This is a genomic window from Kitasatospora kazusensis (genome assembly GCF_039529945.1).
Taxonomy (GTDB): Bacteria; Actinomycetota; Actinomycetes; order Streptomycetales; family Streptomycetaceae; genus Kitasatospora; species Kitasatospora kazusensis.
This window is the reverse complement of sequence record NZ_BAAANT010000010.1, coordinates 42895-66236: the sequence shown is the minus strand read 5'-3', so window position 1 is coordinate 66236 and position 23342 is coordinate 42895. Positions and strand designations below refer to the sequence as shown.

The 23342-nt window shown below is 72.9% G+C and carries 17 protein-coding genes; 11 read left to right on the top strand and 6 right to left on the bottom strand.

All coding sequences use genetic code 11. From position 1 onward, the window contains the following. The first annotated feature begins 25 nt into the window (after positions 1 to 25). The 4 genes from ABD330_RS11300 (at position 26) to ABD330_RS11285 (ending at position 7485) form a co-directional block, all read left to right on the top strand. The gene (locus ABD330_RS11300; protein WP_344463593.1) at positions 26 to 814 is read left to right on the top strand and encodes an AAC(3) family N-acetyltransferase; all 789 of its coding nucleotides are present in this window, start codon (positions 26 to 28) and stop codon (positions 812 to 814) included. A gap of 206 nt (positions 815 to 1020) precedes the next feature. Beyond that, positions 1021 to 2361, top strand: coding sequence for a TIR-like protein FxsC (locus tag ABD330_RS11295; protein WP_344463590.1), 1341 nt, complete (start codon positions 1021 to 1023; stop codon positions 2359 to 2361). After that, on the top strand, positions 2358 to 6377 hold the full coding sequence (gene fxsT / locus ABD330_RS11290; RefSeq protein WP_344463588.1) for an FxSxx-COOH system tetratricopeptide repeat protein: 4020 nt from the start codon (positions 2358 to 2360) through the stop codon (positions 6375 to 6377). Before ABD330_RS11295 ends, fxsT begins: the two co-directional genes overlap by 4 nt. A 142-nt stretch (positions 6378 to 6519) precedes the next feature. Further along, entirely contained in the window at positions 6520 to 7485 is a 966-nt protein-coding gene (locus tag ABD330_RS11285; protein WP_344463586.1) for a 2-hydroxyacid dehydrogenase, read from the top strand. Positions 7486 to 7544: 59 nt separating this feature from the next. On the opposite strand, the gene ABD330_RS11280 is transcribed toward ABD330_RS11285, so the two are convergent. The 3 genes from ABD330_RS11280 to ABD330_RS11270 all read right to left on the bottom strand — a co-directional run bounded on the left by ABD330_RS11280 (position 7545) and on the right by ABD330_RS11270 (position 10420). Beyond that, complete coding sequence (locus tag ABD330_RS11280; RefSeq protein WP_344463584.1) at positions 7545 to 8426, bottom strand: alpha/beta fold hydrolase; 882 nt, start codon at positions 8424 to 8426, stop codon at positions 7545 to 7547. A gap of 30 nt (positions 8427 to 8456) precedes the next feature. Continuing rightward, positions 8457 to 9443 carry a DUF4231 domain-containing protein gene (locus tag ABD330_RS11275; RefSeq protein WP_344463582.1) on the bottom strand — a complete coding sequence of 329 codons (987 nt, stop codon included), beginning with the start codon at positions 9441 to 9443 and terminating at the stop codon, positions 8457 to 8459. Between the two features lie 227 nt (positions 9444 to 9670). Continuing rightward, positions 9671 to 10420, bottom strand: a complete 750-nt coding sequence (locus tag ABD330_RS11270; protein WP_344463580.1) for a sugar isomerase domain-containing protein — start codon at positions 10418 to 10420, stop codon at positions 9671 to 9673. Positions 10421 to 10628: 208 nt separating this feature from the next. On the opposite strand from ABD330_RS11270, the gene ABD330_RS11265 reads away from it, so the two are divergent. Continuing rightward, positions 10629 to 11321, top strand: coding sequence for an iron-dependent transcriptional repressor DtxR (locus ABD330_RS11265; protein WP_344463578.1), 693 nt, complete (start codon positions 10629 to 10631; stop codon positions 11319 to 11321). Positions 11322 to 11979: 658 nt separating this feature from the next. On the opposite strand, the gene ABD330_RS11260 is transcribed toward ABD330_RS11265, so the two are convergent. After that, the gene (locus ABD330_RS11260) at positions 11980 to 12678 is read right to left on the bottom strand and encodes a bifunctional DNA primase/polymerase (protein ID WP_344463576.1); all 699 of its coding nucleotides are present in this window, start codon (positions 12676 to 12678) and stop codon (positions 11980 to 11982) included. A 393-nt stretch (positions 12679 to 13071) separates the two neighbouring features. Here ABD330_RS11260 and ABD330_RS11255 point away from each other — a divergent pair, with 393 nt between their 5' ends. Together ABD330_RS11255 and ABD330_RS11250 are read left to right on the top strand one after the other, a co-directional pair. Next, entirely contained in the window at positions 13072 to 14448 is a 1377-nt protein-coding gene (locus ABD330_RS11255; RefSeq protein WP_344463574.1) for an NsdA family TPR-like regulatory protein, read from the top strand. A gap of 238 nt (positions 14449 to 14686) precedes the next feature. After that, positions 14687 to 15895, top strand: a complete 1209-nt coding sequence (locus tag ABD330_RS11250) for a hypothetical protein (protein ID WP_344463572.1) — start codon at positions 14687 to 14689, stop codon at positions 15893 to 15895. A 46-nt stretch (positions 15896 to 15941) separates the two neighbouring features. Here ABD330_RS11250 and ABD330_RS11245 read toward each other — a convergent pair whose 3' ends face one another. Then, positions 15942 to 17255: an ABC transporter substrate-binding protein gene (locus ABD330_RS11245; RefSeq protein WP_344463570.1), complete on the bottom strand. Its 1314-nt coding sequence runs from the start codon at positions 17253 to 17255 to the stop codon at positions 15942 to 15944. A gap of 192 nt (positions 17256 to 17447) precedes the next feature. On the opposite strand from ABD330_RS11245, the gene ABD330_RS11240 reads away from it, so the two are divergent. Together ABD330_RS11240 and purU are read left to right on the top strand one after the other, a co-directional pair. Continuing rightward, the gene (locus tag ABD330_RS11240) at positions 17448 to 17996 is read left to right on the top strand and encodes an SCO4402 family protein (RefSeq protein WP_344463568.1); all 549 of its coding nucleotides are present in this window, start codon (positions 17448 to 17450) and stop codon (positions 17994 to 17996) included. A gap of 132 nt (positions 17997 to 18128) precedes the next feature. Beyond that, complete coding sequence (gene purU / locus ABD330_RS11235; RefSeq protein ID WP_344463566.1) at positions 18129 to 18995, top strand: formyltetrahydrofolate deformylase; 867 nt, start codon at positions 18129 to 18131, stop codon at positions 18993 to 18995. Between the two features lie 120 nt (positions 18996 to 19115). On the opposite strand, the gene ABD330_RS11230 is transcribed toward purU, so the two are convergent. Beyond that, on the bottom strand, positions 19116 to 20372 hold the full coding sequence (locus ABD330_RS11230; RefSeq protein ID WP_344463564.1) for an MDMPI N domain containing protein: 1257 nt from the start codon (positions 20370 to 20372) through the stop codon (positions 19116 to 19118). A gap of 552 nt (positions 20373 to 20924) precedes the next feature. Here ABD330_RS11230 and ABD330_RS11225 point away from each other — a divergent pair. Then, a complete protein-coding gene (locus tag ABD330_RS11225) occupies positions 20925 to 21386 on the top strand; it encodes an ATP-binding protein (RefSeq protein WP_344463562.1) in 462 nt (153 codons plus the stop codon). Between the two features lie 524 nt (positions 21387 to 21910). Continuing rightward, a complete protein-coding gene (locus tag ABD330_RS11220; protein WP_344463833.1) occupies positions 21911 to 23263 on the top strand; it encodes an MFS transporter in 1353 nt (450 codons plus the stop codon). Positions 23264 to 23342: the final 79 nt, after the last annotated feature.

The window sequence follows — 23342 nt, the reverse complement described above, 5'->3', positions numbered from 1 at the left end:
GTCCCGACCGGTCGAGGGAGGCCGTGTGTACTCGGTAGCGGACCTGACCGCCCACCTACGTGAACTCGGCGTCCGGGAGGGGGAGATCCTGCTGGTCCAGTCGTCCACCAAGGCGATCGGCGCGGTGGAGGGAGGGTCGGCGGCGATAGTCGCTGCGCTCCGCGAGGTGCTCGGCCCGGACGGGACGCTGGTGGTGTACACCGCCACCCCGGAGAACTCCGACACCTCCCCGCTGGCGGCGATGCTCACCGACGGGCTCACCCCGGAGAAGCTGCGCGCGCACCGGGCCACCATGCCGCCCTTCGACCTGGCCCGGACCCCGGCCTCCACCGAGATGGGGCGGATCTCCGAGGAGGTCCGCACCACCCGCGGCGCCGTTCGCAGTGCCCATCCGCAGACCTCCTTCACGGCGCTGGGCCCTCGCGCGGAGGAGCTGATGGCCGGACACCGGCTGACCTGCCACCTCGGCGAGGGCTCGCCGACCCGCCGGCTCTACCAGGCGGGCGCCAGGGCGCTGCTGGTCGGAGTCCCGATCTGGTGCTGCACGGCCTTCCACCTCGCCGAGTACCGGCAGCCGGACGTGCCCGCCATGCGTTACGGCTGTGTGGTCAGGGACGAGCGGGGGCTGCGGCAGTGGGTGCACTTCGAGGCGGCGCGGCTGGAGATCAGGCATTTCGTGCCGATGGGCGAGGCGCTCAGGGAGCGGCTCGGCGGGCTGGTCACCGGACGTCTCGGCAACGCGGAGTGCTTCCTGCTGCCCGTTCGGGAGGGAGTGGACCTGGCGACCGAGTGGCTGCTGGGACAGCCGCGCTGAACCGGCCACCGGCGATCCGCGAGTGCTGCCCTATTCCATTCGGGAAGCCGACCTTCCTACACTGAGGGGCGCTTTGTGGGGGAACGAGCTCTGTCTGCCAACAGGACTACGGATGTGGGGCGTTGTTGACGGGAGACGCGCGGGAGGACGGAGTCCCGGGAAGTGCGGTGGGACCAACACGTCGGACGGGCCCGGGGGAGGCACGTGTGTACGACCCTGGCGGGTGGGACGAGGAAACGGCCCGGCCGTACTTCTTCCTCAGCTATGCCCACACCCCCCGTGCGGGCACCCGGGGCGCGGGTGACCCGAACCACTGGGTGAGCAAGCTGTACGAGGACCTCACCGACGCGGTGCTCCAGATCACCGACCTGCCCGACGGCGCCCCGGTCGGCTTCATGGACCAGAGCATGCACCAGGGCCAGTTGTGGGCCGAGCGGCTCGCCCGCGAGCTGGCGGTCTGCCGGGTCTTCGTGCCGCTCTACTCGCCCAGGTACTTCAACAGCGTTGCCTGCGGCCAGGAGTGGCACTCCTTCACGCAGCGCCCGGTCTACCCGCAGAAGCAGACCTCCGAGCGGACCAGTGGCATCGTGCCGGTGCTGTGGGTCGCCATGGGGCAGTACCAACTGCCCGAGGCGGCCGGCAAACTCCAGTTCAACCACAGCAGTTTCGGCCCGGACTACGCCGCGGAGGGCCTCTATGCGCTGATGAAGCTGAGCTACTTCCGCTCCGAGTACGAGCTGGCCGTGCACCGGCTGGCCAAGCGGATCGTGGACGTGGCGGCCGAGACGGTGATCCCGGTCGGGCGGCCGCTGGACTTCCAGTCGCAGCCGAGCGCGTTCAAGGCGCCGGCGCCGACCAATCAGCTGCGGATATCGGTGTTCTCCTACGGGCAGAACGAGCTGCCGCCGGGCCGGAACTCCGACTACTACGGGCCGCGCCGGGTGGACTGGCAGCCGTACCAGCCGGAGTCCTCACGCCCGCTGGCGGAGCACGCGGTGCGGCTGGCCCGGCAGTTGGGCTTCCATCCGAGCGTGCACGAGTTCGACCAGGAGGCCGAGGAGATCCTCTCCAGTGCCGAACCGACCGCGCCCGGGCTGCTGTTGCTCGACCGCTGGGCCTTGCGGGACGAGCAGCGCCGGGAGGTCGTCAGGAAGTTCGACCGGAGGAATCCACCGTGGGTGAGCGTCCTGGAGCCGTGGAACACCGGTGATGCGGACTGCGTCGCCCACGACCTCCAGCTCGGCGAACTCAGCGCCCAGACCATGAGGTTCAAACGCCGCGAGGCCAAACCGAGCTTCCAGGGGGACTCCGAGGGACTGTCCACGGTGGAGGACTTCGAGGATGCCCTGCCGAGGGCGGCCATGCGGGCCAAGTACGCGTTCGAGGACAGGTCCAGGACCGCTCACGGCAGCCCGGGCCCGTCCCGGCCCAGCCTGCGGGAGGCCTTCGACCCCGAGCCCCGAGCCGACAGCGGCCGTGGCGAGCCGGGCAGTGACGAGGAAGGCGGGCCTCCCCCGGGGACCGCCTTCGGGGGAGGAACACCATGACCGAGAACCCGACCAGGAACCTCCGGCTCACCGCCCAGCAGGCGGCCGGGACGGAGGACCGGCCACGGGCCGGCGAGGACCGGCAGGGCCGGGTCGTCACCTTCTACTCGTACAAGGGCGGCACCGGCCGCACCATGGCCCTGGCCAACACGGCCTGGATCCTGGCCGCGAACGGCTTCCGGGTGCTCACCGTCGACTGGGACCTGGAGGCGCCGGGGCTGGCCAAGTTCTTCCGCCCCTTCCTCGACCAGGCCGCGCTGGCCGGCACCACCGGGATGATGGACCTGATCACCGAGTACCGGGAGGAGGCGCTGCGCGAGGTCGAGCACGTCCCCGGCTGGCACGAGGACTTCGCCCGGGTGCACCCGCACGCGCTCTCGCTCTCCTGGCAGCTCTTCCCGGCCGGCGGCAGCCTCGACTTCCTCTCGGCCGGGCAGCCGAACCGGGACTACTCCGAGACGGTCGGCCGGCTCGACTGGGACCTCTTCTACGACCGCTTCGACGGCGGCCAGTTCTTCGACGCGCTGAAGCGCGACATGAGCCGGCGCTACGACTACGTGCTGATCGACAGCCGCACCGGGCTCTCCGACATCGCCGAGATCTGCACCGTGCAGATGCCGGACGACCTGGTGGTCTGCTTCACCCTGAGCGACCAGAGCATCGAGGGCGCCTCGAAGATAGCCCAGCACATCAACGACCGGTACCGCGACCGGGGGATCAGGATCCTGCCGGTGCCGATGCGGATCGACGAGGGCGAGAAGGAGAAGGCCGACGCCGGCCGGGCGCTGGCCCGGGTGCGCTTCGGCGGCCTGCCGGAGGGGCTGGCCGAGGAGGAACTCGCGCACTACTGGGGGTCGGTGGAGATCCCGTACCGGCCGTTCTACGCGTACGAGGAGATCCTGGCCACCTTCGGGGACCAGGTCGGCTCGCCGACCTCGATGCTCGCCGCCTGCGAGCGGCTGACCTCGGTGCTGACCAGGGGCCGGGTCACCGGGCTGCCGCCGGTCGACGAGGAGATCCGGCAGCACTGGGTGGACGCCTACACCCGGCGCCGGCCCACCGTCCCGGCCGACCTCTATCTGAGCTACGTGCCCGAGGACCGGATGTGGGCCGACTGGATAGCCGGTGTCCTGGAGAGCGCCGGATTCCGGGTGGTGCCACGGGACCTGGAGGCCGGTTCGGACTCGCGCTCGGAGACCGAACGGGGCATCGACGCCGCCTACCGGACGGTCGCGGTGTTCTCGGCGGCGTACCTGCGCTCACCGCAGGCCCGGGCGCTCTGGGACTCGATGGCCGGCTTCGACCCGGCGGGGACCAGGCGCCAGCTGGTGCCCGTCCGGGTCAGCGACGTCCGCCTCAGCGCCCCCTTCAACAGCCGCAACCCCGTCGACCTGGTCGGCCGCGACGAGACCCAGGCGGCGCTCACCCTGCTGCGCGCGCTCGGCCGCGCCGACGCGGTGCTGGACGAGGCGAACGCGGAGATCCCCCGCTTCCCCGGCACCAAGCCCTCGTACTGGTCCGTCCCGCAGCGCAACCCCTCCTTCACCGGCCGGGCCAAGGTGCTCGACGACCTGCGCGACCAGCTGGTCGGCGGGCCGACGGTGGTGCTGCCCACCCCGCAGACGCTGTACGGCCTCGGCGGCGTCGGCAAGACCCAGCTCGCCCTGGAGTACGCGCACCGCTACATGTCCCACTACGACCTGGTCTGGTGGATCGACGCCGAGCAGACCGAGCTGATCGCCCCCGTGCTGGCCGACCTGGCCGGACGGCTGGGGCTGCGCGGCGGCGACAGCGTCAACGAGGCCGCCGAGGCCGCGCGCGAGGCGCTGCGCCGGGGCGTGCCGACCTCCCGGTGGCTGCTGATCTTCGACAACGCGGACGAGCCCGGCGAGATCCGCCGGTACTTCCCCGGCGGCTCCGGCCACGTCCTGGTCACCTCGCGCAACCAGGCCTGGTCCGGCCAGGCCGGTGTGCTCGGGGTGGACGTGTTCACCCGCGGGGAGAGCATCGAGCACCTCACCCGGCGCACCCGCGGGCTGTCCCGGCACGACGCCGACCGGGTGGCGGACGCCGTCGGCGACCTGCCGCTCGCCGTCGAGGTCGCCGCAGCCTGGCTGGACACCACCCGGACACCCGTCGACACCTACGTCGCCCAGCTGCACGCGGAGGCCACCAAGGCGCTCGCGGTCGGCCGCCCGGCCGACTACCCGACCCAGGTCGGTGCGACCTGGAACGTCTCCATCGCCCGGCTGCGCGAGCAGTCCCCGGCGGCCGTACGGCTGTTGCAGCTCTGCGCGTTCTTCGCGCCGGAGCCGATCTCGATGGACCTGTTCTACAGCGACCAGATGATCCGCTCGCTCGTCCGCTACGACGAGGAGCTCAGCGACACCTTCATGCTGGGCAAGGTGATCCAGGCCGTCGGCCGGTACGCGCTGGCCAAGGTGGACGCGGGCAGCAACAGCTTCCAGGTGCACCGGCTGGTGCAGGCGGTGGTGCGGTCCGAGATGACCGAGGAGGAGCAGATCGCCGCGATGCACGAGGTGCACCGCATCCTGGTCGGCGCCCGCCCGGCCCTCGGCGACACCGACAACCCGGCCAACTGGCCGCGCTTCGAGAAGATCTGGCCGCACCTGAGCCCGTCCCGCGCCCAGGACTGCGACGAGCGGGAGACCCGCGAACTGCTGATCGACCGGGTCCGCTACCTCTGGAAGCGGGTCGACCTGGACCGGGCCAGGAGGCTGGCCGAACAGCTGGACGAGACCTGGGTCGACCGGCTGGGCGGCGAGCAGGAGGAGGTGGAGCGCCGCCAACTGCGGCGGCAGATCCTCAGCCTGAACTTCCAGCTCGGCAACGTGCTGCGCTCGCAGGGCAACTACGCGGACGCACTGGCCCTGGACGAGACCACGCTGGCCGGCCAGAAGGAGCTGCTGGGCGAGCACAACCCGTACACCCTGATGACGGCCGGATCGCTCGGCGCCGACCTGCGGGCGCTCGGACGGTTCCAGGACGCGCTGGACCTGGATCTCGAAACCTACGGCCAGTTCAGGGAGTTGTTCGGGGACGAGAACGCCCGCACGCTCTCCATCGCCAACAACCTCGCCATCGACTACCGGCTGGTCGGCGACAGCGAGGCCGCCCGCGACCTCGACCAGGAGACCTTCGACCGCCGGCTCGCGGTGCTCGGCCCGCGCCACCCGTACACCCTGACCAGCAAGTCCAACCTGGCCCGCGACCTGCGCGAGGCCGGCGACTACAAGGGCTCCATCGAGCTGCTGCGGGAGGTCACCGAGGAGCTCGCGGACGTCCTCCAGCCCGATCTGCCCGAGAACCTGCGCAACGCCAAGTCACTGGCCGTCTCGCTGCGCCGCGAGGGCCAGCTGCGCGAGGCCCGCCAGCTCACCATGCAGACCTACGAGCGCTACCTCGACCGGTACGGCGCCGAGGCGGCCGACACCCTGGCCTGCGCGCTCAACCTGGCCGCCGACCACAGCGCCTCGGGCGACAAGGAGGCCGCCCGGGACCTGGCCACCACCGTCTACGACGGGCACCGGCGCCTGTTCGGCGACGAACACCCGTTCACCCTCGCCTGCGAGAACAACCTCGGGATCTACCTGCGCGGCAGCGGCGAGGTGGAGGAGGCCGTCCGGCGCGGCCGGCACACCGTCGGCGGGCTGCGGCGGGTGCTCGGACCGGACCACCCGTTCACCCTGAACGCGATGATCAACCTCGCCAACGCGTACGGCGACGCCGGGGACCTCGTCCGGGCCGAGGAGCTGGAGCGGGCCGCCCACGCGGGCCTGTGCAACCGCTACAACCCCAGCCATCCGGACGCCATCGCCTGCGCAGCCAACCTCGGTGTCACCCTGCGCAAGGCCGGCCAGCTGGTGGAGGCCAACGTGCTGCGGGACCACGCGGTCGGCGAACTGCTGCGACTGTTCGGGGAGGAGCACCCCAACACCGTCTCGGCGCGCGGCTGGAAGCGGATCAACCGCGACCTGGAGCCGCAGCCCGTCTAGGGTCCGTCCCAGGCCGTGTCCGCTCGGTCGGCGGCCGCCACGGCGGCGCGGGGAGCTGCGCGGCCGAGGGTGCGCCACGTTGTGCCCCGGTCGCGCGGTTCCCCGTGCCGCCGGGGTGCACGGCGTGTAGCCTGCGGGACTGATGACCTCCACCACCATGCCCCCGGTACTCGTCACCCGCCGCCTCGCGCCCGGTGTGCTGGAACGGCTCGCCCGCTCCTGCGATGTCACCCTGCACGACGACGACCTCCCCATGCCCCGGGCCGAGTTGCTCAAGGCCGTGGCGGGTGCGGCGGCCGTCGTCACCACGCTGGACGACGTGGTCGACGCCGAGTTCCTGGACGCCGCCGGGCCGTCGTTGCGGATCGTCGCCAACCACGCCGTCGGCCACCACAACGTCGACCTCGCCGCGTGCGCCGCGCGCGGGGTGCTGGTCAGCAACACCCCCGGCGTGCTCACCGCCGCCACCGCCGACATGGCCTGGGCACTGCTGCTCGCCGCGACCCGCCGGCTCGGCGAGGGCGAGCGCCTGCTCCGGTCCGGGCGGCCCTGGGCCTGGGCGCCCAACTTCATGCTCGGCCTGGAACTGGGCGGCACCCCGCTCGGCATCCTCGGCATGGGCCGGATCGGCCAGGCGGTGGCCCGCCGGGCCGCCGGGTTCGACATGCCCGTCAGCTACCACAACCGCACCCGGCTGCCCGCCGAGGACGAGGCCGGCGCGCGCTGGCGGACCCTGGACGAGCTGCTCGCCGAGTCGGCCGTCCTGGTGGTCACCTGCCCGCTCTCGGCGGCGACCCGGCACCTGATGGACGCCGAGCGGATCGGTCAACTGCCCGCCGGGGCGGTGCTGGTGAGCATGACGGCAGGGGTGGTGGACGAGACCGCGCTGGCCGCCGCACTCGACTCCGGGGCGCTCTTCGGCGCCGCCGTCGACAACTTCGAGCGCGAGCCCGAGGTGCCGGCGGCCCTGCTGGCGCAGGAGCGGGTGGTGCTCGCCCCGCACCTGGGCAGCGCCACCGTCCGCAGCCGCCAGGCGATGGGCGGCCTGGCCGTCGACAACGTCCTCGCCGTCCTGGCGGGCGGTCCCGCGGTGACGCCGGTCGGCTGACGGCCGGGGCTGCTGACGGGTGCGACCGCCGACAGGTGCGGCGCGCGCGGTCAGGACGGTTACCCGGCCGCCCACTTGAGGGCTTCGGTCATGACCTTGAGGGCGCCGAAGTGGGCCGCGCCGGGCTCCAGGTAGAGCTCCGCGCCGGGGATGTGGTCGGCGAGCCAGCGGGAGTGGTCGACCGGGGAGAACTGGTCGTCCGCGCCGTGCCAGAGCCGGACCTGCACGGTGATGTCCTCGACTTTGAAGCCCCAGTCGGAGGTGAAGGCCAGGACGTCGTCGATCCAGCCGTCCGCGCCGTAGCGGAACGCCTCCCGGTAGGTGCTCAGCAGCATCCGGCGGATGCCCGAGTCGCTGACCAGGGTGCGGTCGGTGGGCGGGAGTTCCGGCACCAGATCCTTGATCAGGGTGACCGGGTCCGCCCTGATCTGCTGGGACCGCAACTGGAAGGCGTCGGCGAAGTGGCGCAGCCCGCGCTCGACCTCGCTGTACTCGCGGACGTTCGAGGGCGTCATCCCGGAGTACCAGTCGAGGTCGTCGGCGTCCCGCGGCGCCGGGCTGACCAGTGTCGCCACCCGGACCACCCGGTCCGGCAGCAGCGCCGCGCAGGCCAGCGCGTGCGGGCCGCCGCCGGAGCGTCCGAGCACGGCGAAGTGGTCCAGGCCGAGCGCGTCCGCGATCGTCGTCACGTCGGCCGCCGCCGCGCTCACCCGCCGTCCGGGCAGCCGGGTCGAATCCCCGTACCCGGGCCGGTCGAAGCTGATCAGCTGGACGCCCAGCCGGTAGAGCACGGTGCTGCGCGGGACGGGGCCGAGCCTGCTGCCCGGGGTGCCGTGCAGCAGGAAGACCGGCCGGCCCTGAGGATCCCCCAGGGAGTCGACCGCCAGTACGCGCCCACCGACTGCCTCGATCAGCTGCAGCGCCACTCGGAACCTCCTCATTCGCGTACGGGTCTCGGGCACGGACAGGCCCTAGCCGGGGACGTCCGGGCTGCGGACCTCGCGGCGGGCCTGCCAGGTGGTGTGCTCCCGCGAGATGGCGTCCTCGGCGTCGCGGGCCAGCCGGGCCCAGTTCTCCTCGGCGTCACCGGCGTCCACCGACAGCTGCCCCAACTGCACTTCGATCATCGAGAGTTCGGAGGCCGCGAGGGAGTACGCGGCGGCCTGCGGGCGGTACTGGCGCAGCTGCGCCCAGGCGGCGACCGAGGCCGCGACGGCGGAGACCGTGCCCAGCGCGTCGTAGCTGTACCAGCCCAGGGCGCGCAGCACGGCGAGCACGAGCCCCAGCAGCGGCAGCACGATCCCGAGCAGGCTCGCCCAGTGGCTGGCGTTGGTGCACTGCCTGGCCTTGTTCCGGTACCACTCCTGCTGCACCACCACCCGCTCGCGCAGGTACACCTCGCGGCGGACCGCCAGCGGCTGGTCGCGCAACTGCCGCATGGTGTCGGTGATCTGCGGGTGCCGTGGCGGGCGCCCGCCCAGCGGGCCGCGCCAGGAGCGCAGGTCGGCCTGCACCTGGCCCAGCCGGGGGATCGCCCGGCTCTCGCCGAACTGCCCGAGGATGCCGCCGAGTTGCACGTCGTACAGGCGTTCCGCGTCCGGCAGGGTCTTCGGCGGCGGCTGGTAGGCGTCGGCCCGGACGGCGTACTTCCAGGAGAGCGTCTTGACCGACTCGGCGGCGGCCCGGCCCTCGTACCAGAGCCCCTGCGGGTTCTGCCGGCCCGCCACCGCCGCGAGTACGACGGTGCACAGGTAGGCGAGCGCGGCCAGCCAGGACCAGGCCGTCCCGTCGGCGGAGCCCGCCGCGGCCGCCGCGACCAGCAGCAGCAGCTCCCAGCGGGAGAGCGTCACGGCACGCCGCTGCCCCTGGAGGGAGGACGAGTCGGCCGTCCAGAACAGCTCCGGCAGCAGGTCCTGCTCCCGGACAAAGCCCATCGAACGCGCTGGTCCCGCCGTCATACCGGCCCCCACCGTTGCCGCTGCTTCGTGCACTGGTCGCTGCCTGGGGTGTGCCCCGTCGCCGTCCCGGGAACTGCCCTGGTACGGCCCTGGTATCACGCCAGTATGGGCGTCAACCGCCCTACGGAACAGGGGTGATGCGGACAGAGACGGGTGTTCGGGCCGGATCCCGTCCGGGACGGGACGCCTACCGTGCGGGACGCGTCGCGGGCCGGGACGCGGACGGCTCAGAACGCGTAGAAGATCCGCTCGGCGTTCTCGGCCATCGCCTTGGCGTTCCAGTCGGTGCCGCCGTCCACGTTGCCGGAGCGGAACAGCGGCGGAGTGACGCCCCGGGCCGTGAGCCTGCCGATGGCCGAGGCGACCACGGCCTGCATCAGCGCGCTGGTGACGACGGTCGAGACCGAGCCGAACGGGGTCTCGGCGCCCGGGGTGCTGAGCTCGCCGTCGCCGACCGCGATCTTGCTGTCCAGCACCACGTCGCAGTGGTCCTTCAGATAGGTCCCGGAGGGGTGGTTGGAGGACACCTCGGCCGGGTAGGCGAGTGAGGTCACCCCGATCACGGCCAGCCCCCGGGCCCGGGCGTGCTGAGCCAGCTCCACCGGCATCACCTGGCGGCCGGAGAGCGAGATCACGAAGAGCAGGTCGCCCGCCCGGGCCGGGGTGTGGTCCAGGGCCGCGGTGGCGAGGCCGGAGACCCGCTCGAGCGCGCTGCCCAGTGGTGCGGGCATCACACTGACGCCGGTCATCCCGGGGACGTTCAGCAGGTTGATCACCACCAGTCCGCCGGCCCGGTAGACCACGTCCTGGGCGGCCAGTGAGGAGTGTCCGGCGCCGAAGGTGAAGATTCTCCGCCCGTCCGCGACGGCTTCGGCCAGGAGCTCGGCGGCCCGCTCGATGGTCGCGGCCTCCTCGGTGCGGATCCGCTGGAGATGGGACACCGCAGCGTCGAAATACCGTCCGACCAGGTCGCTCATCAGATCTCCGTACCGTACCGGGCGGCCGTGCTCCGGGCCGCAGAGGGAGAAAAGCAATGGAGAAAGCTACGGCGAGCACCGTGCGGCCTGGGGTACTCCCCTGTCAACAGGGACGAAATGGGCCGGGGCACGGGCTCGGGCGTGCTGGTATGTCCGCGCGGTACGTCAGAATTGGCACCGAGGACACCGAGGAACGGAGCCAGCGGCGATGTCTGGGCTGATCGACACCACAGAGATGTACCTTCGCACCATTCTGGAGCTGGAGGAGGAGGGCATCACCCCCATGCGTGCCCGGATCGCGGAGCGCCTTGAGCAGAGCGGCCCCACGGTCAGCCAGACCGTGGGCCGGATGGAGCGTGACGGCCTGTTGCAGGTCGCGGGCGACCGTCACCTCGAACTCACCGACGAAGGCCGGCGGCTCGCCGTCCGGGTGATGCGCAAGCACCGGATCGCCGAGTGCCTGCTCGTCGACGTGATCGGCCTGGAGTGGGAGGAGGTGCACGAGGAGGCCTGCCGCTGGGAGCACGTGATGAGCGAGACGGTCGAGCGCAAGGTGCTCGCCATGCTCGGCCATCCCACCCAGTCCCCCTACGGCAACCCGATCCCGGGCCTGGACGAGCTGGGCGACACCAAGGCCGAGGGCGAGGGCTTCGACGCCGCCCTGCTCACGCTGGACACCGTCCGGCCGGGCGACGCGGGCCTGGACGTGGTGGTCCGCCGGATCGGCGAGCCGATCCAGACCGACGAGGACCTGATGCGCACCCTCAGCCGGGCCGGAGTCCGTCCGGGCGCCACCGTGCGGGTGTCGGCCGGCGTCGGCGGTATCCAGGTCGGCCTGGGCGCGGACGCCGCCGAGGTGGGCAAGGACATCGCGGTGCACGTCTTCGTCGCCCGCGTCTGAGCCGTTCCACCTGGCCCGTGCGCTGTCCTGCCCGATCTGTTCCGCCGTGCCCGGCCCGCTCCACCGGGGCCGAGTGCTCCGCGCCTTCCGGGAGTCCCCTCGCGGGAGTCCGACCCGGGGATTTCTTCTGGGGTTCCCAGCGAGACCGGGCCGGATCCCCGGGCCCCGGCCGTCATGCCGGCGGGCCCGGTGCGTCCCCACGCACCGGGCCCGCCGCCCCTCCGGGCCTCTCCCCGGCCCCTGCCCTCCCGTGCCGACCGGCCGCCCCGAGCGCGGCCGGTGCCACAGGCCCCCGGTCCTCCCCTTTTTCCGCCACACCCGGCTTCCCCGTCCGAGCGCCCCTCCGGCGTCCTGCGTCCCCTCCTGCGGTCCTGCCTGGTCTGCTGCCCCGAGCTGCTCCTTCCGTCCGGTCCGTCGTCCCCGCTCGGAGCAATTCCTCCCCTCGGCAGATCTTGGCAATCCTTGAGCGTTGTCACTCGTACGAGGGGCTTTTCGCAGGTGGCGACCGGGTACACCGGTCTCTTATCCCGTACACGCGTCTGACGGACCCCGCCTCCGGTGGGAGGCAAGGCCCGTCAGTTCCCGCGCAGGGTCTCGCGCGGCGCCCGCCCTCACCCGATAGGCGTAGGGCGGCTGCTCAGGTGGAGCTGGTCCGTCGTCAGCGGGCCACCGCCGGCTGGCCCTGCGGCACCCGGAAGGCCGCGGGGGCCTCCCGGCCGCAGGCGTACGCCAGTGGGTTGATCAGCTCGGCGGCGTCCGGCAGCCAGCGGTTGAGCGCGGACGGCGGCCGGGCCCACTGCGCGAAGCTGTACGGACCGACCCGGGACGGCGGGGCGATGATCCAGTCGCCCTCCCCGCGGGCCACCAGGTCGAGCCGGCCGGGCGCCCAGCCGAGCCCCCGCAGCATGTCCGGGAGCTTGGCCAGCACACCGGGCAGGACCAGGAAGAGCAGCCGCCGCCCGGCCTGCCCGGCGGAGGCGGGAACGGCCACCACCGGGCCGAGCGTCAACCCCATCCGCTCCATCCGGGCCAGCGCCAGGCAGCCCGCCGTCTCCGGCACGTCCAGCGCGTCGAAGGAGCGGCCGGTCGGAAGCAGGATGGAGGAGCGCGGGTTCTCCGTCCACCACCGGCGCACCACGCCCGGCCCGGCGCTCGCCTTGCGGCGCCAGTCCTCGGTGACGGGGTGCGCGCCGGGCAGCGCACAGCTCCGGTCGCCGCACGAGCAGCGCGCCGGGCCGTCGCCCTCGACCAGCCAGGTGCCAGGCGCGACCTCCCAGTGGCGGTCCTCTGCGTAACTGACGGCTTCTACGAGCAGCGGGGGCAGGCCCTGCTCCGGGGCTCCTGGGGTCTCTTCCACATGCTGCTCAACTACCTTCGGTGAGTACGGTTACGGGGAAACCGGGCGCACTTGGACCACGTACGCACTCGGGCAACCACAACAGGGGTGCGGGGAACTGCGCGCGCAACCGTGCACCTTCGTCGTGCCTCGGTCGCGCAGTTCCCCGCGCCCCTGGAGGTGCATGGTTGATGCGCGAGCTCTGGTGCCTGGAGGGGGAGCGCCCGGCGCAGGCGGGGGCGCACGGGAGCATTTGGCAGGGCGCGTGGGGAGTGGGGCCGTCACCGTGGGTATCCCGCTGGTGTCGCTGATCGCTAACGTGGGGTCAGAAGCCCCAACCGGTCGGTACGTCGGCAACCGAGAGCAGAATCGTCGCCCGCCGGTCAGGGCCGGGGGCGTGGGGAGGCGAAGCCCATGGCCGCTAGACCACTCGTCGCACGACAGCCCAACGAGCGTCTGCAGCAGCTGATCCAGGAAGCGAGCTGCTCGAACGCGGGCCTCGCCCGCCGGGTGAATCTCTGCGGCGCCGAGCACGGGCTCGACCTGCGGTACGACAAGACCTCCGTCGCGCGCTGGCTGCGGGGCCAGCAGCCGCGCGGGCAGGCACCCGCGGTGATCGCCGAGGCGCTCGGCCGCAAACTCGGCCGGGGGGTGACGGTCGACGAGATCGGCATGGCCGACGGCAAGAACCTCAGCTCCGGCGTCGGGCTCCAGTTCGCCGCCACCCTCAGCGGCGCGCTCGACCAGGTCTGCGAGCTCTGGCGCAGTGACGTCGGCCGCCGGGAGTTCCTGGCCGGTGCCACCGTCGCCGCGTCCGCGCTGGTCGAGCCCAGCCGGGACTGGCTGATCACCCCGCCCGACCCGGTGGTCGCGCGGGCCGGCGGCGTCCGGGTCGGGCCGGCCGACGTGGCGGCGATCCGGGCCACCACCCAGATGCTGGTCGAACTGGACCACCGCTTCGGCAGCGGACACGTCCGGCCGGTCGTCGTGCACTACCTGAACAGCGTGGTCTCCGGGCTGCTCAGTGGTGCGTACCGGGAGGAGACCGGGCGTCAGCTGTTCGGCGCGGTGGCCCGGCTGACGGAGCTGGCGGGCTACATGGCGGTGGACACCGGCCAGCCCGGCCTGGCCCAGCGGTACTACATCCAGGCGCTCCGGCTGGCCCAGGCGGCGGACGACCGGGGGTACGGCGGCTACGTGCTGGCCGCCTCGATGAGCCACCTCGCCGCCACCCTCGGCAACCCGCGCGAGATCGCCCAACTGGCCCGCGCGGCGCAGGAGGGCGCCCGTTCGGTGGCCACGCCGACGGCGATGGCGATGTTCTACGCGGCCGAGGCCCGGGGCCACGCCCTGCTGGGCGACGTCCGCTCCTGCGAGGCGGTCGCCGCCAAGGCGCTGGCCGCGATGGAGCAGCGCAACCCGGCGGACGACCCCGACTGGATCGTGCACTTCGACGAGGCCTACCTCGCCGACGAGCTGGCGCACTGTCACCGGGACCTCGACCAGGCGGCGCAGTCCGAGAAGTACGCCCGCACCGCGCTCGAACTCCACCCGCCGACCAGGGTCCGGCGCCGTGCGGTCGACCTGGTGCTGCTGGCGACGGCCCAACTCCAGCAGCGCGACGTGGAACGGGCCTGCGAGACGGGCGCGCAGGCGGTGCGGCTGCTCAGTGGTCTGCGGTCGAACCGTGGGGTCGAGTACCTGGACGAGTTCCGCCGCCGCCTGGAGCCGTACCGGGACCACCGGGTCGTCCGGGAGTTCCAGGCACGGGCCGAGGTGGAGGCCGCGTGAGAGAATCCCGGCCCGCGTAGTCACCTGTACTGGTGAACGGGTAGCGTGGGCGTGATATTCGGCGTCACTGCGTTACCGAGGTTGCCGAGCAGTCGTGGTCCGCCGTCAGCGAGCGCGCGGAAGAACCGAGGAAGGCCCGGGTGCGGACACGGGGAAGACGGTGCGGGTGGCCGGAGGCCGTCCGGTCGCTGTCCGCTGCCCTCGCACAGCCGGTGCCGTACACAGGTGAGGAATCGCGTTGAGCCAGCGCCGCTCGTACTCCAGCTCCAACGACTTCAACATGGACGACCTGTTCCGGCCGGAACCGGCCGGACCGGACGACCGGTCGGGGTCGCCGCAGCAGCACCCGCAGCAGCAGACGGGCCCGACCGGCCAGTTCCAGGGCGCCCCCGAGTACCTGGGCCAGCAGCAGCCCCCGTACCCGCAGCAGCCCTCGGCCGAGGCGGCGCCCGAGACGCAGTACCTGCCGCCGTACCCCACCGGCAACCCGACCATGGGCGGCCAGCAGTCCTTCGGGGCCCCGCAGGGCATGCCGCAGGGCATGCCGCAGGGCGCCCCGCAGGGCTTCGACGCGCAGCCCTCCTACGGCGGCCAGCAGTCCTTCGGGGGCCAGCAGCAGGGCTTCGGCGCCCCGCAGCCCTCGTACGGCGGTCAGCAGAGCTTCGGCGGCCAGCAGCAGGGCTTCGGTGCCCCGCAGCAGACCTTCGGGGGCCAGCAGTCCTTCGGCGCGCCGCAGCAGCCGTACGGCGCCCCGTCCGTGCCCCCGGGCTACCCGCCGGCCGGGCAGGGGTACCAGCCGGAGGGTGACGGCCGTCGCTCGAACAACAAGATGATCATCGGCGGGGTGGTCGCGGGCTGCGTGGCCGCCGGCGTCCTGGTCGCCGTGCTGATGAGCGGCGGCGACGCGAAGAGCGGCACCACCGCCACCCCGAAGACCAAGCCGGTCGCGAAGACCGAGACCTCGGCCCCGGCCACCCCCGGCGGCTCGCAGGTGAGCCCCGCGATGCAGGCGCAGGCGCAGGCGCTGTCCGACCTGCTCGGCACCGCGAACACCAGCCGGCAGGCCGTGATCGGCGCGGTCGGGTCGGTCAAGAAGTGCGAGAAGCTGCCGGACTCCCAGGCGGCGCTCACCCAGGCCGCCGCCCAGCGCGCCGACCTGGTGACCAAGCTGGCCACCCTCAAGGTCGACCAGCTGCCGAACGGCGCCCAACTGGCCGACCAGCTGCAGAAGGCCTGGCAGGCCTCCGCCGCCGCCGACCAGGCGTACGCCGGCTGGGCCGCCGACGCGGTCGCGGCCTGCGACCCGAACAAGCAGGACGACCCGCACCTCAAGGACGGCGACGCGGCGAGCGGCACGGCGACCCAGGCCAAGACCCAGGCCTCCGGCCTCTGGAACGCCATCGCCACCCAGACCGGCCTCGCCTCCAAGGGCCCCTCGGAGCTCTAGGGTCGCCCCCAGGGCCCCTGGGGGCAGGTCCGGGGGAGCCGGTGACTCACGCCGGTGGCTTGCCCCCGGCCAGGACCCATCGCACGTCGACGAAGGTGTTCTGCTGTTCGGCCAGCCGGCCGCCCCGGACCTGCTGGAAGGTCACCGAGGTGTTCACCAGGCGGGGCGAGTCCGCGCTGGGCAGCATGTTGGCCATGCCCCAGCTCAGCGGCGGGGTCGCGCCGGAGGTTTCGATCGGTTCGCCCCGGTCCAGTACGGCCCGCAGGGTCTTGGCGGTCAGCGGCGTGCCGGGGGCGACCCGGCCGGCGGCCTGCCGGAGCACCTCGTACGCGACCCAGGTGGTCTCCACGCCCGGGTCCGAGACGTCGATCGCGTTGCCGTCGGCGTAGCCGAGGATGGTGTCCCGCAGCGGGTCCCAGACGTGCGAGGGCTCGGGCGGGTACCAGCCGGTCGCGTACGCGCCGTTGAGCGGCCCGGCGTCGCCGCCGGTGGAGTCGACCACCGACTGCTGGACGCTGCCGATCACCGAGGCGAACACGGTGTTCTTCGGCCCGAGCCGCCGGTACGGGTCGAGCAGGTTGGAGGTCGGCTCGGAGCCGAGTGCGCTGGACACGCAGTGGCCGGGCCGGTCGTCGCCGATCGCCTGCTGGGCGATGCCGGTGTAGTCGTTGGACTTCTCCGGTGCCTTGACGTCGGTCAGCTGGACGCCGCTGGGCGTGAGCGCTCCCGACAGGTAGCCGACCAGGGTGTCCCCGGCCTGGGTGTTGGGGCGGATCAGGCTGACCGTCCGGCACCCGGCCGCCACCAGCTGGAGCCCCATGCCCGCTACCAGCGCGGGCGTGCCGCCGGCCACCGGGTAGGAGAGCGGGCTGCTGAACTCGGGCAGCGAGAGGCCGTATCCGCCGATGTACGGGATGCCCGCCGTCTCCAGCGCGGGCATGAAGCTGTCGGCGTACTGGCTGTAGGACCCGACCACCGCGATCACGTGGGCCGCGAGGGCCTGCTGCACGCACCCGGCGGCCCCGTCGGCGGTGTTGTGCTCGTTGCAGGTCAGCACGTGGACGTGGTGCCCGTTCAGGCCGCCCTTGGCGTCCAGCCGGCGGCCGATCGCGTCGGCCAGCCTGGTCATGCCCGGCCGGTCGGCGGCGCCCGTCCCGGAGGGGGCCCAGGTCATCACCGTCACGTCGCCGTCCCCGGCGGCGGCGTCGGCCGGACCGCCGCACGCGGAGGTGGCGAGCAGGGCGGGCAGCAGCACGGTGGCGGCGGCCAGCGCCGTCGCCGTCCGGTGCCGGCGTCGCTGTCCGCCCGAGCGTCCGCCGCCTGGCAGCGGCCGGTCCTCGCGCGTTCCGGTCAGCCTCATGAGCTGTCTCCCTCCCCAGACGCCTGACCGCTCCGGTCGGCCTCTCAGCCTTGACCGGGCCGGGTGCGGCGAGAGGGACGAAAGGAGAACGCCGGGCAAACGGGGGCGGAACTCCGGTGCGTGACAAGTGTGTGACGCGTGTAGAAGACGCGGGTGGAGCTCAGCCGGGCCGGGAACGTACGATCGGACCTCATGTCGGCCAGTAGCGATTCCGCCCGTACGGACTCTTCCAGTACAGATTCTTCGTCTCGGTCTGCTCGAAACCCTTCGCGTGCCGGGCACCGCTCCAGCACGACGGGCGGCCAGCCGCTCAACGACCTGCCCTGGTGGCGCTGGCGCACCCGCCTGCGCTCGGCCCTGCACATGCTCTCCGACCCGGCCTTCCAGCAGGACGCCTGGCTGGCCGGGCGTCCGGGCTACGGCGACGTGACCGACGCCGTGTACCGCCTGGTCGAGGACACCTGGCTGGACCGCTGGCCCGCCGAGAAGTACGTCGGCACGATCTTCCGGGACGCCGAGGAGGCCGCCCTCGTGGGCGCGGCGGTGCTGCGGGTGCTGCAGGTCCTGCACGAGGTCGGCGCGGACGCCCCCGCCGCCGCCTACCTGGGCCACCCGGAGTGGCCCGAGGCCGTCCTGGCGGCCCGCGCGGCGCACATACGGCTGGCGGTCTCGGACGGGGACAACCCGGACACCGAGCCGCGTACGCTCGACGACCTCCGGATGCTGACCCGGATCAACTGAGGCCGGTCGGTCCGAGGCCGGCCGGCCCGAGCCTGTCCGCAGTGCGGTCGGCCGGGCCTGCGGCGTCCGGAATGTGAAAGCCTGGACGGCTCGCGGCACCATCGACGCCTCAGAACCCAGAACGGAACGACCGTGGAACAGCAGACGGCCAGCGCCCAGTACGTCCTCACGCTGTCCTGCCCCGACAAGCAGGGCATCGTGCACGCGGTCTCCAGCTACCTCTTCATGACCGGCTGCAACATCGTCGACAGCCAGCAGTTCGGGGACGGCGACAGCGGGCTGTTCTTCATGCGGGTGCACTTCTCGGCCGAGGGACAGGTCGGCGCCGAGAAGCTGCGGGCCGGCTTCGCCGCCGTCGGGGCCTCCTTCCGGATGGACTGGCAGATCCACCCGTCGGCCGAGCGGATGCGGATCGTCCTGATGGTCAGCAGGTTCGGGCACTGCCTGAACGACCTGCTCTTCCGCACCCGGATCGGCGCGCTACCGGTGGAGATCGCGGCGGTGGTCTCCAACCACACCGACTTCCGCGAGCTCACCGAGTCGTACGGCATCCCGTTCCACCACATCCCGGTGACCGGGGACACCAAGGCCGAGGCGGAGCAGCAGCTGCTGGACCTGGTCGCCGAGCGGCAGGTCGACCTGGTGGTGCTGGCCCGCTACATGCAGGTGCTCTCGGACGACCTGTGCCGGGCGCTCTCCGGACGGGTCATCAACATCCACCACTCCTTCCTGCCCAGCTTCAAGGGCGCCAAGCCGTACCACCAGGCGCACACCCGGGGCGTGAAGCTGATCGGCGCCACCGCCCACTACGTCACCGCCGACCTGGACGAGGGCCCGATCATCGAACAGGAGGTCGCCCGGGTCACCCACGACGTGACCCCCGACCAACTGGTCGCCATCGGCCGGGACGTCGAGTGCCAGGCGCTGGCCCGCGCGGTCAAGTGGCACAGCGAGCACCGGGTGCTTCTCAACGGGACGCGTACGGTCGTGTTCGCCTGACGCTCGTCGCTTCGCGCGTCAGCCATGCACCTCCCAGGGGCGCGGGGAACTGCGCGACCGAGGCACGACGTCCGTGCACGGTTGTTCGCGCAGTTCCCCGCGCCCCTAGTGGGTTGCCCGTTACGGGCGGGACAGGAGGGGTGCGGCTCGTAGGACCTCGCGTACGGCGGTCCGGTCGCCGGTCTCGCCCACCGGGATGTGGGCGGGGTCGCGGTGGGCGGCGGCGAGGTAGCAGAACTCCAGGCCGTCCAGCGCCATCGAGGCGACCGGCCGGGCGGTCGGGTCCACCGTCGTCGCGTCCAGCGGGACGAGCCACTCGCCGGCCGCCGGGCCCTCGATCACGAGCCTGAGCAGCCGTCCGGGCCCGGGCTCCTGCGGCCCGCGCAGGGCGGCGAGCGCGGCCGGGAGCATCCGGGCGGCCAGGTCGACCATCAGCCGGAGGTGGGCCGGGGCGGGCGGCGGGTAGGGGTAGTCGACCGCGCGGGCGATGTCGTCGCCGTGGATCCAGCACTCGAAGGCGCGGTCCACGAAGGCGTCGCGCAGCGGCAGGGCGGCGAAGCCGTAGTCCACCAGGGTCGATCCGCTGACGCCCAGCGCGGCGGCGCGGGCCAGTGCGTGGCTCTGCCGCCGCCACAGTTCGCGGACCGTCGCCGGGGTGGAGCGGAGGTGGGCGCCCGCCAGCTCCCCGGTGCGCTCCAGCACGCCGTCCGGTCCGGGCGGCACGGCGGGGACGGGGTCGGGCAGGCCGAGCGGCGGGGCGAGGTAGCCGTCCACGGCCGCGAGGTGGCAGAGCACTTCGGCCGGGCGCCAGCGCTGGACCCCTCCGTACCAGGGGAGTTCGGCGATCTCGCGCCACTCGTCGGGGCCCAGGTCGCGCAGCAGGGCGTCCAGCTTGGCGGTCTCCGCCGCGTAGGGGGCGGCCCAGGGCGGGACGGGCAGCACGGGTGCGCGCCGGGCCAGCGCCTGGCCGAGCACCTGCCGCCGCAGCGCCCCGGCCGGGTCCAGCGGGTCGTCGGCGGCCGGTCGGGCGGGTCCGCCGCCGGGAGCGGCCGACCGGGCCGAGAGGGCCGGGGTGAGGCGGTGGAGCACGGCTTCGAGGTGGTGGCCGAGCGGGTCCCCGGCGGGGCCCGCAGAGCCCTCAGGGCCCTCGGGGAGGGCTTCCGCCGGGTGGGTCCAGGTCCGGCAGAACACCTCGCGGGTGAGCCGCTCGGCCGTGGCCTCGTCCGAGAGGAGCCGTTCGGCCGATGCGTAGACCGCCGGTGCGTACCGGTCGTAGAGCTCGCCGAGGGCGGTCTCCTCGCCTTGGACCAGCCGCTCGCGGAGGTCGGTGTCCCGGTCCGGCCGGGGCCGGCTCGTGGTGGGGTCGGCAGCCGCCACGGCCTCTCCCTTGTCGCCGGCCAGCCCGTTCGCAAGCCCGGATCCGGGCTTCGGTGCCCACCGTATCCCGAGGTGTTTCGGAGTTGTGCGGAAATCGTACGGAAAAAGGAACAGAATATTTTGGATCGTCAGATCGTGCTAAGGCAAAGCCTGCTGCTGTTCGACTTCCGGTGGACACAGGTAGGAAGGGTGGTTCGCTCGTGGCGGCGGCACTCGGCGGGGTGGGGGGCGGTACGTTCGTCATGCTGCGGGCCGCAAGGCATGTGACCAGGCCGGACCGGGTGGCGGGACGGTCGCCGGTACGAAGTTCGGCAGGGTGAGCGGCACAGTATGCACCGCTCTATCCCCCGATCGCTGGAATATGCCCGAAGCGCTTGCAGCGACCCACCTGCCGGATCATCCTGAGGCGTATTCGTGACGAAGTCATGGGCAGTCCCCGAGGACGGTCCGGACGAGCCGGCCGAGCGGTCGGACCGGTGAGATCAAGTCCCCTGCTGCTCCGCTTCGGGCAGCCGGGAGTATGGCCGAACTGCGAGTGCGGGTGGTGGAGCGGTGCAGGTACTTCAGGTGCAGCTGGCGGTCCAGGCGGATCCGTCCGAGGTCGCCCGGGCGCGCCGGTGGGTGCGGGCCCGACTGCAGGGCCAGGGCCTCGCCCCGGACGCGCCGATCGCCGAGACGCTCGTCCTGGTGGTGTCGGAGCTGGTCACCAACGCGGTGGTGCACACCGGCTGTCCGGCCGTCCTGAGGCTGATGATGCCGGTGGCGGGGCCGGAGCTCGGCTGCCGCCTGGTGCGGGTCGAGGTCGCGGACGCCAGCTGCACGGCCCCCGCACCCCGGCACGCGGTCGGCGACGCGACCAACGGGCGCGGGCTGGAGCTGGTGGAGCTGCTCTGCGACCGCTGGGGCTGGTACCCGGACGGCTCGGGAAAGCGGGTCTGGTGCGAGATCGGCGCCGACCCGGAGCCGTTGGCCCTGGCCGGCCAGGAGCCCGCCGCCGGGGCGTACGCGGGCTGACGGCGGGTCGGCGGCCCGATGACGGCGGCCGGCCGGGATGCGGGCGGGTGTGGCCGGGCGGGGCGCTCGGGTGCGATCCGAGGTGCGGGCGGGGCGGCCCGGCCGACGGATTGCCCAGGGGGCGCGAGGGGCGCACGTTTCGATCATCCGTGATCCCGGTGGACGGAAGTGCGCGGCAACCATTCCGAATTTCCGACAACCCATTGACGTGACGTATCCGACTGATCACTCTTGGGTGCAGCTCTCCGTTGAGTGAGGGGACGTCGAGGCAACACCCGCACGGTGTCAGCAGGGGGACCGCAGCTGCCGACCGTGCGCCGGGTGGGTCCTCGGCGAGTACGGAGCGCTCGCGCGCGGCTTCAGGGCCCGTGCGCAGGGGAGGGAGGATGGCGGCTCGCCTCGGCGGGCCGCCATCCGGCATGCGGGCGGTGGCTCGATCCCGACGAAAGCTGGCAGTCAGGGCTCTCGTCCGGCCGACCCGGCGTCAGCAGAATCGGGCTGTGAACGACGCGCCCGTGAACGAGATGCCCCCCGAAGCCCTGCCCGCGCCCAGCGCCGCACCCCTGTCCGGCGCCGCACCCCTGCCGTTGCCCGCAGCCGCCTCCGCCAGGGAGCCCCGGGTGCACTACGCCTGGGTGGTCGCGGGCGTGGCCCTGCTCGTCCTGCTCGGCTCGGCGGGCTTCCGCTCCACGCCGAGCCTGATGATGGACGCCCTCAACGTCGAGTTCGGCTGGTCGCACGCCACCGTCGCCGCCGCCGTCTCGGTCAACCTCACCCTGTACGGGCTGACGGCGCCCTTCGCCGCCGCGCTGATGGACCGGTTCGGGGTGCGGCTGGTGGTGGTCTGCGCGCTGCTGACCATCTCCACCGGCGCCGGGCTGACCGTGCTGATGACCCGGAGCTGGCAGCTGATGCTCTGCTGGGGCGTGCTGGTCGGGCTCGGCAGCGGCTCGATGGCGGGGGCGTTCGCGACCACCGTCAGCGGGCGCTGGTTCACCGCCCGGCAGGGCCTGGTCACCGGGGTGCTGACCGCCGCCGGAGCGGCGGGCAACCTGGTCTTCATGCCGCTGCTGGCGTGGCTGGTCGAGCAGCACGGCTGGCGGACGGCGGTCGTGGTGGTCTCGCTCTGCGCCACCGCGGTCGCCGTCCCGGTGCTGCTGCTGATGCGCGAGCGGCCGTCCGATCTCGGGCTGCTCCCGTACGGCGCCACCGAGCCCGCGCCCGTCCCGGTGACCGAGGGCAGTGCGCTGGCCCGCAGCCTGCGGGTGCTGCGGAAGGCGGCGCGCAGCCGGGCGTTCTGGCTGCTGGCCGGCTCCTTCGCGATCTGCGGCGCCACCACGGCCGGCCTGGTCGGCACCCACTTCATCCCGGCCGCGCACGACCATGGCATGCCCGTCACCACCGCCGCGAGCCTGCTCGCGCTGGTCGGCGTCTTCGACGTGGCCGGGACGGTCGCGAGCGGCTGGTTCACCGACCGCTTCGACTCCCGGAACCTGCTGGTCGTCTACTACGCGCTGCGCGGCGTCTCGCTGCTCTTCCTGCCGCACCTGCTGGCGGGCTCGCCGAAGCCGCCGATCCTGGCCTTCGTGATCTTCTACGGCCTGGACTGGGTCGCGACCGTGCCGCCGACCGTCGCGCTCTGCCGCCGGCACTTCGGGGCGGACGCGCCGATCGTGTTCGGCTGGGTGCTGGCCGGCCACCAGATCGGCGCCGCCGTGGTGGCGAGCCTGGCGGGGCTGGCCCGGGACAAGTTCGGTGACTACGACCTCGCCTGGTACGGCGCGGGCGGTCTCTGCGCGGTCGCGGTGCTGTTCTGCCTCGCGCTGCGGACGGGCCCGCTGCCGACGCCGACGGTGACGGCGACGGCGACGGCGTGACGGCGACGGGAGCGGGGACGGCGTGACGGTGACGGCGACGGGGACGGCGAGTGCGCCGGTGGCGTGAGGGGCGTACCGA

Coding starts and splice junctions, on each gene's coding strand:
- ABD330_RS11240 (WP_344463568.1), top strand. CDS start 17,448: ATGTCGGCCAGTAGCGATTCCGCCCGTACGGACTCTTCCAGTACAGAT.
- ABD330_RS11275 (WP_344463582.1), bottom strand. CDS start 9,443: ATGACGGCGGGACCAGCGCGTTCGATGGGCTTTGTCCGGGAGCAGGAC.
- ABD330_RS11265 (WP_344463578.1), top strand. CDS start 10,629: ATGTCTGGGCTGATCGACACCACAGAGATGTACCTTCGCACCATTCTG.
- ABD330_RS11255 (WP_344463574.1), top strand. CDS start 13,072: ATGGCCGCTAGACCACTCGTCGCACGACAGCCCAACGAGCGTCTGCAG.
- ABD330_RS11245 (WP_344463570.1), bottom strand. CDS start 17,255: ATGAGGCTGACCGGAACGCGCGAGGACCGGCCGCTGCCAGGCGGCGGA.
- fxsT (WP_344463588.1), top strand. CDS start 2,358: ATGACCGAGAACCCGACCAGGAACCTCCGGCTCACCGCCCAGCAGGCG.
- ABD330_RS11270 (WP_344463580.1), bottom strand. CDS start 10,420: ATGAGCGACCTGGTCGGACGGTATTTCGACGCTGCGGTGTCCCATCTC.
- ABD330_RS11220 (WP_344463833.1), top strand. CDS start 21,911: ATGCCCCCCGAAGCCCTGCCCGCGCCCAGCGCCGCACCCCTGTCCGGC.
- ABD330_RS11280 (WP_344463584.1), bottom strand. CDS start 8,426: ATGAGGAGGTTCCGAGTGGCGCTGCAGCTGATCGAGGCAGTCGGTGGG.
- ABD330_RS11285 (WP_344463586.1), top strand. CDS start 6,520: ATGACCTCCACCACCATGCCCCCGGTACTCGTCACCCGCCGCCTCGCG.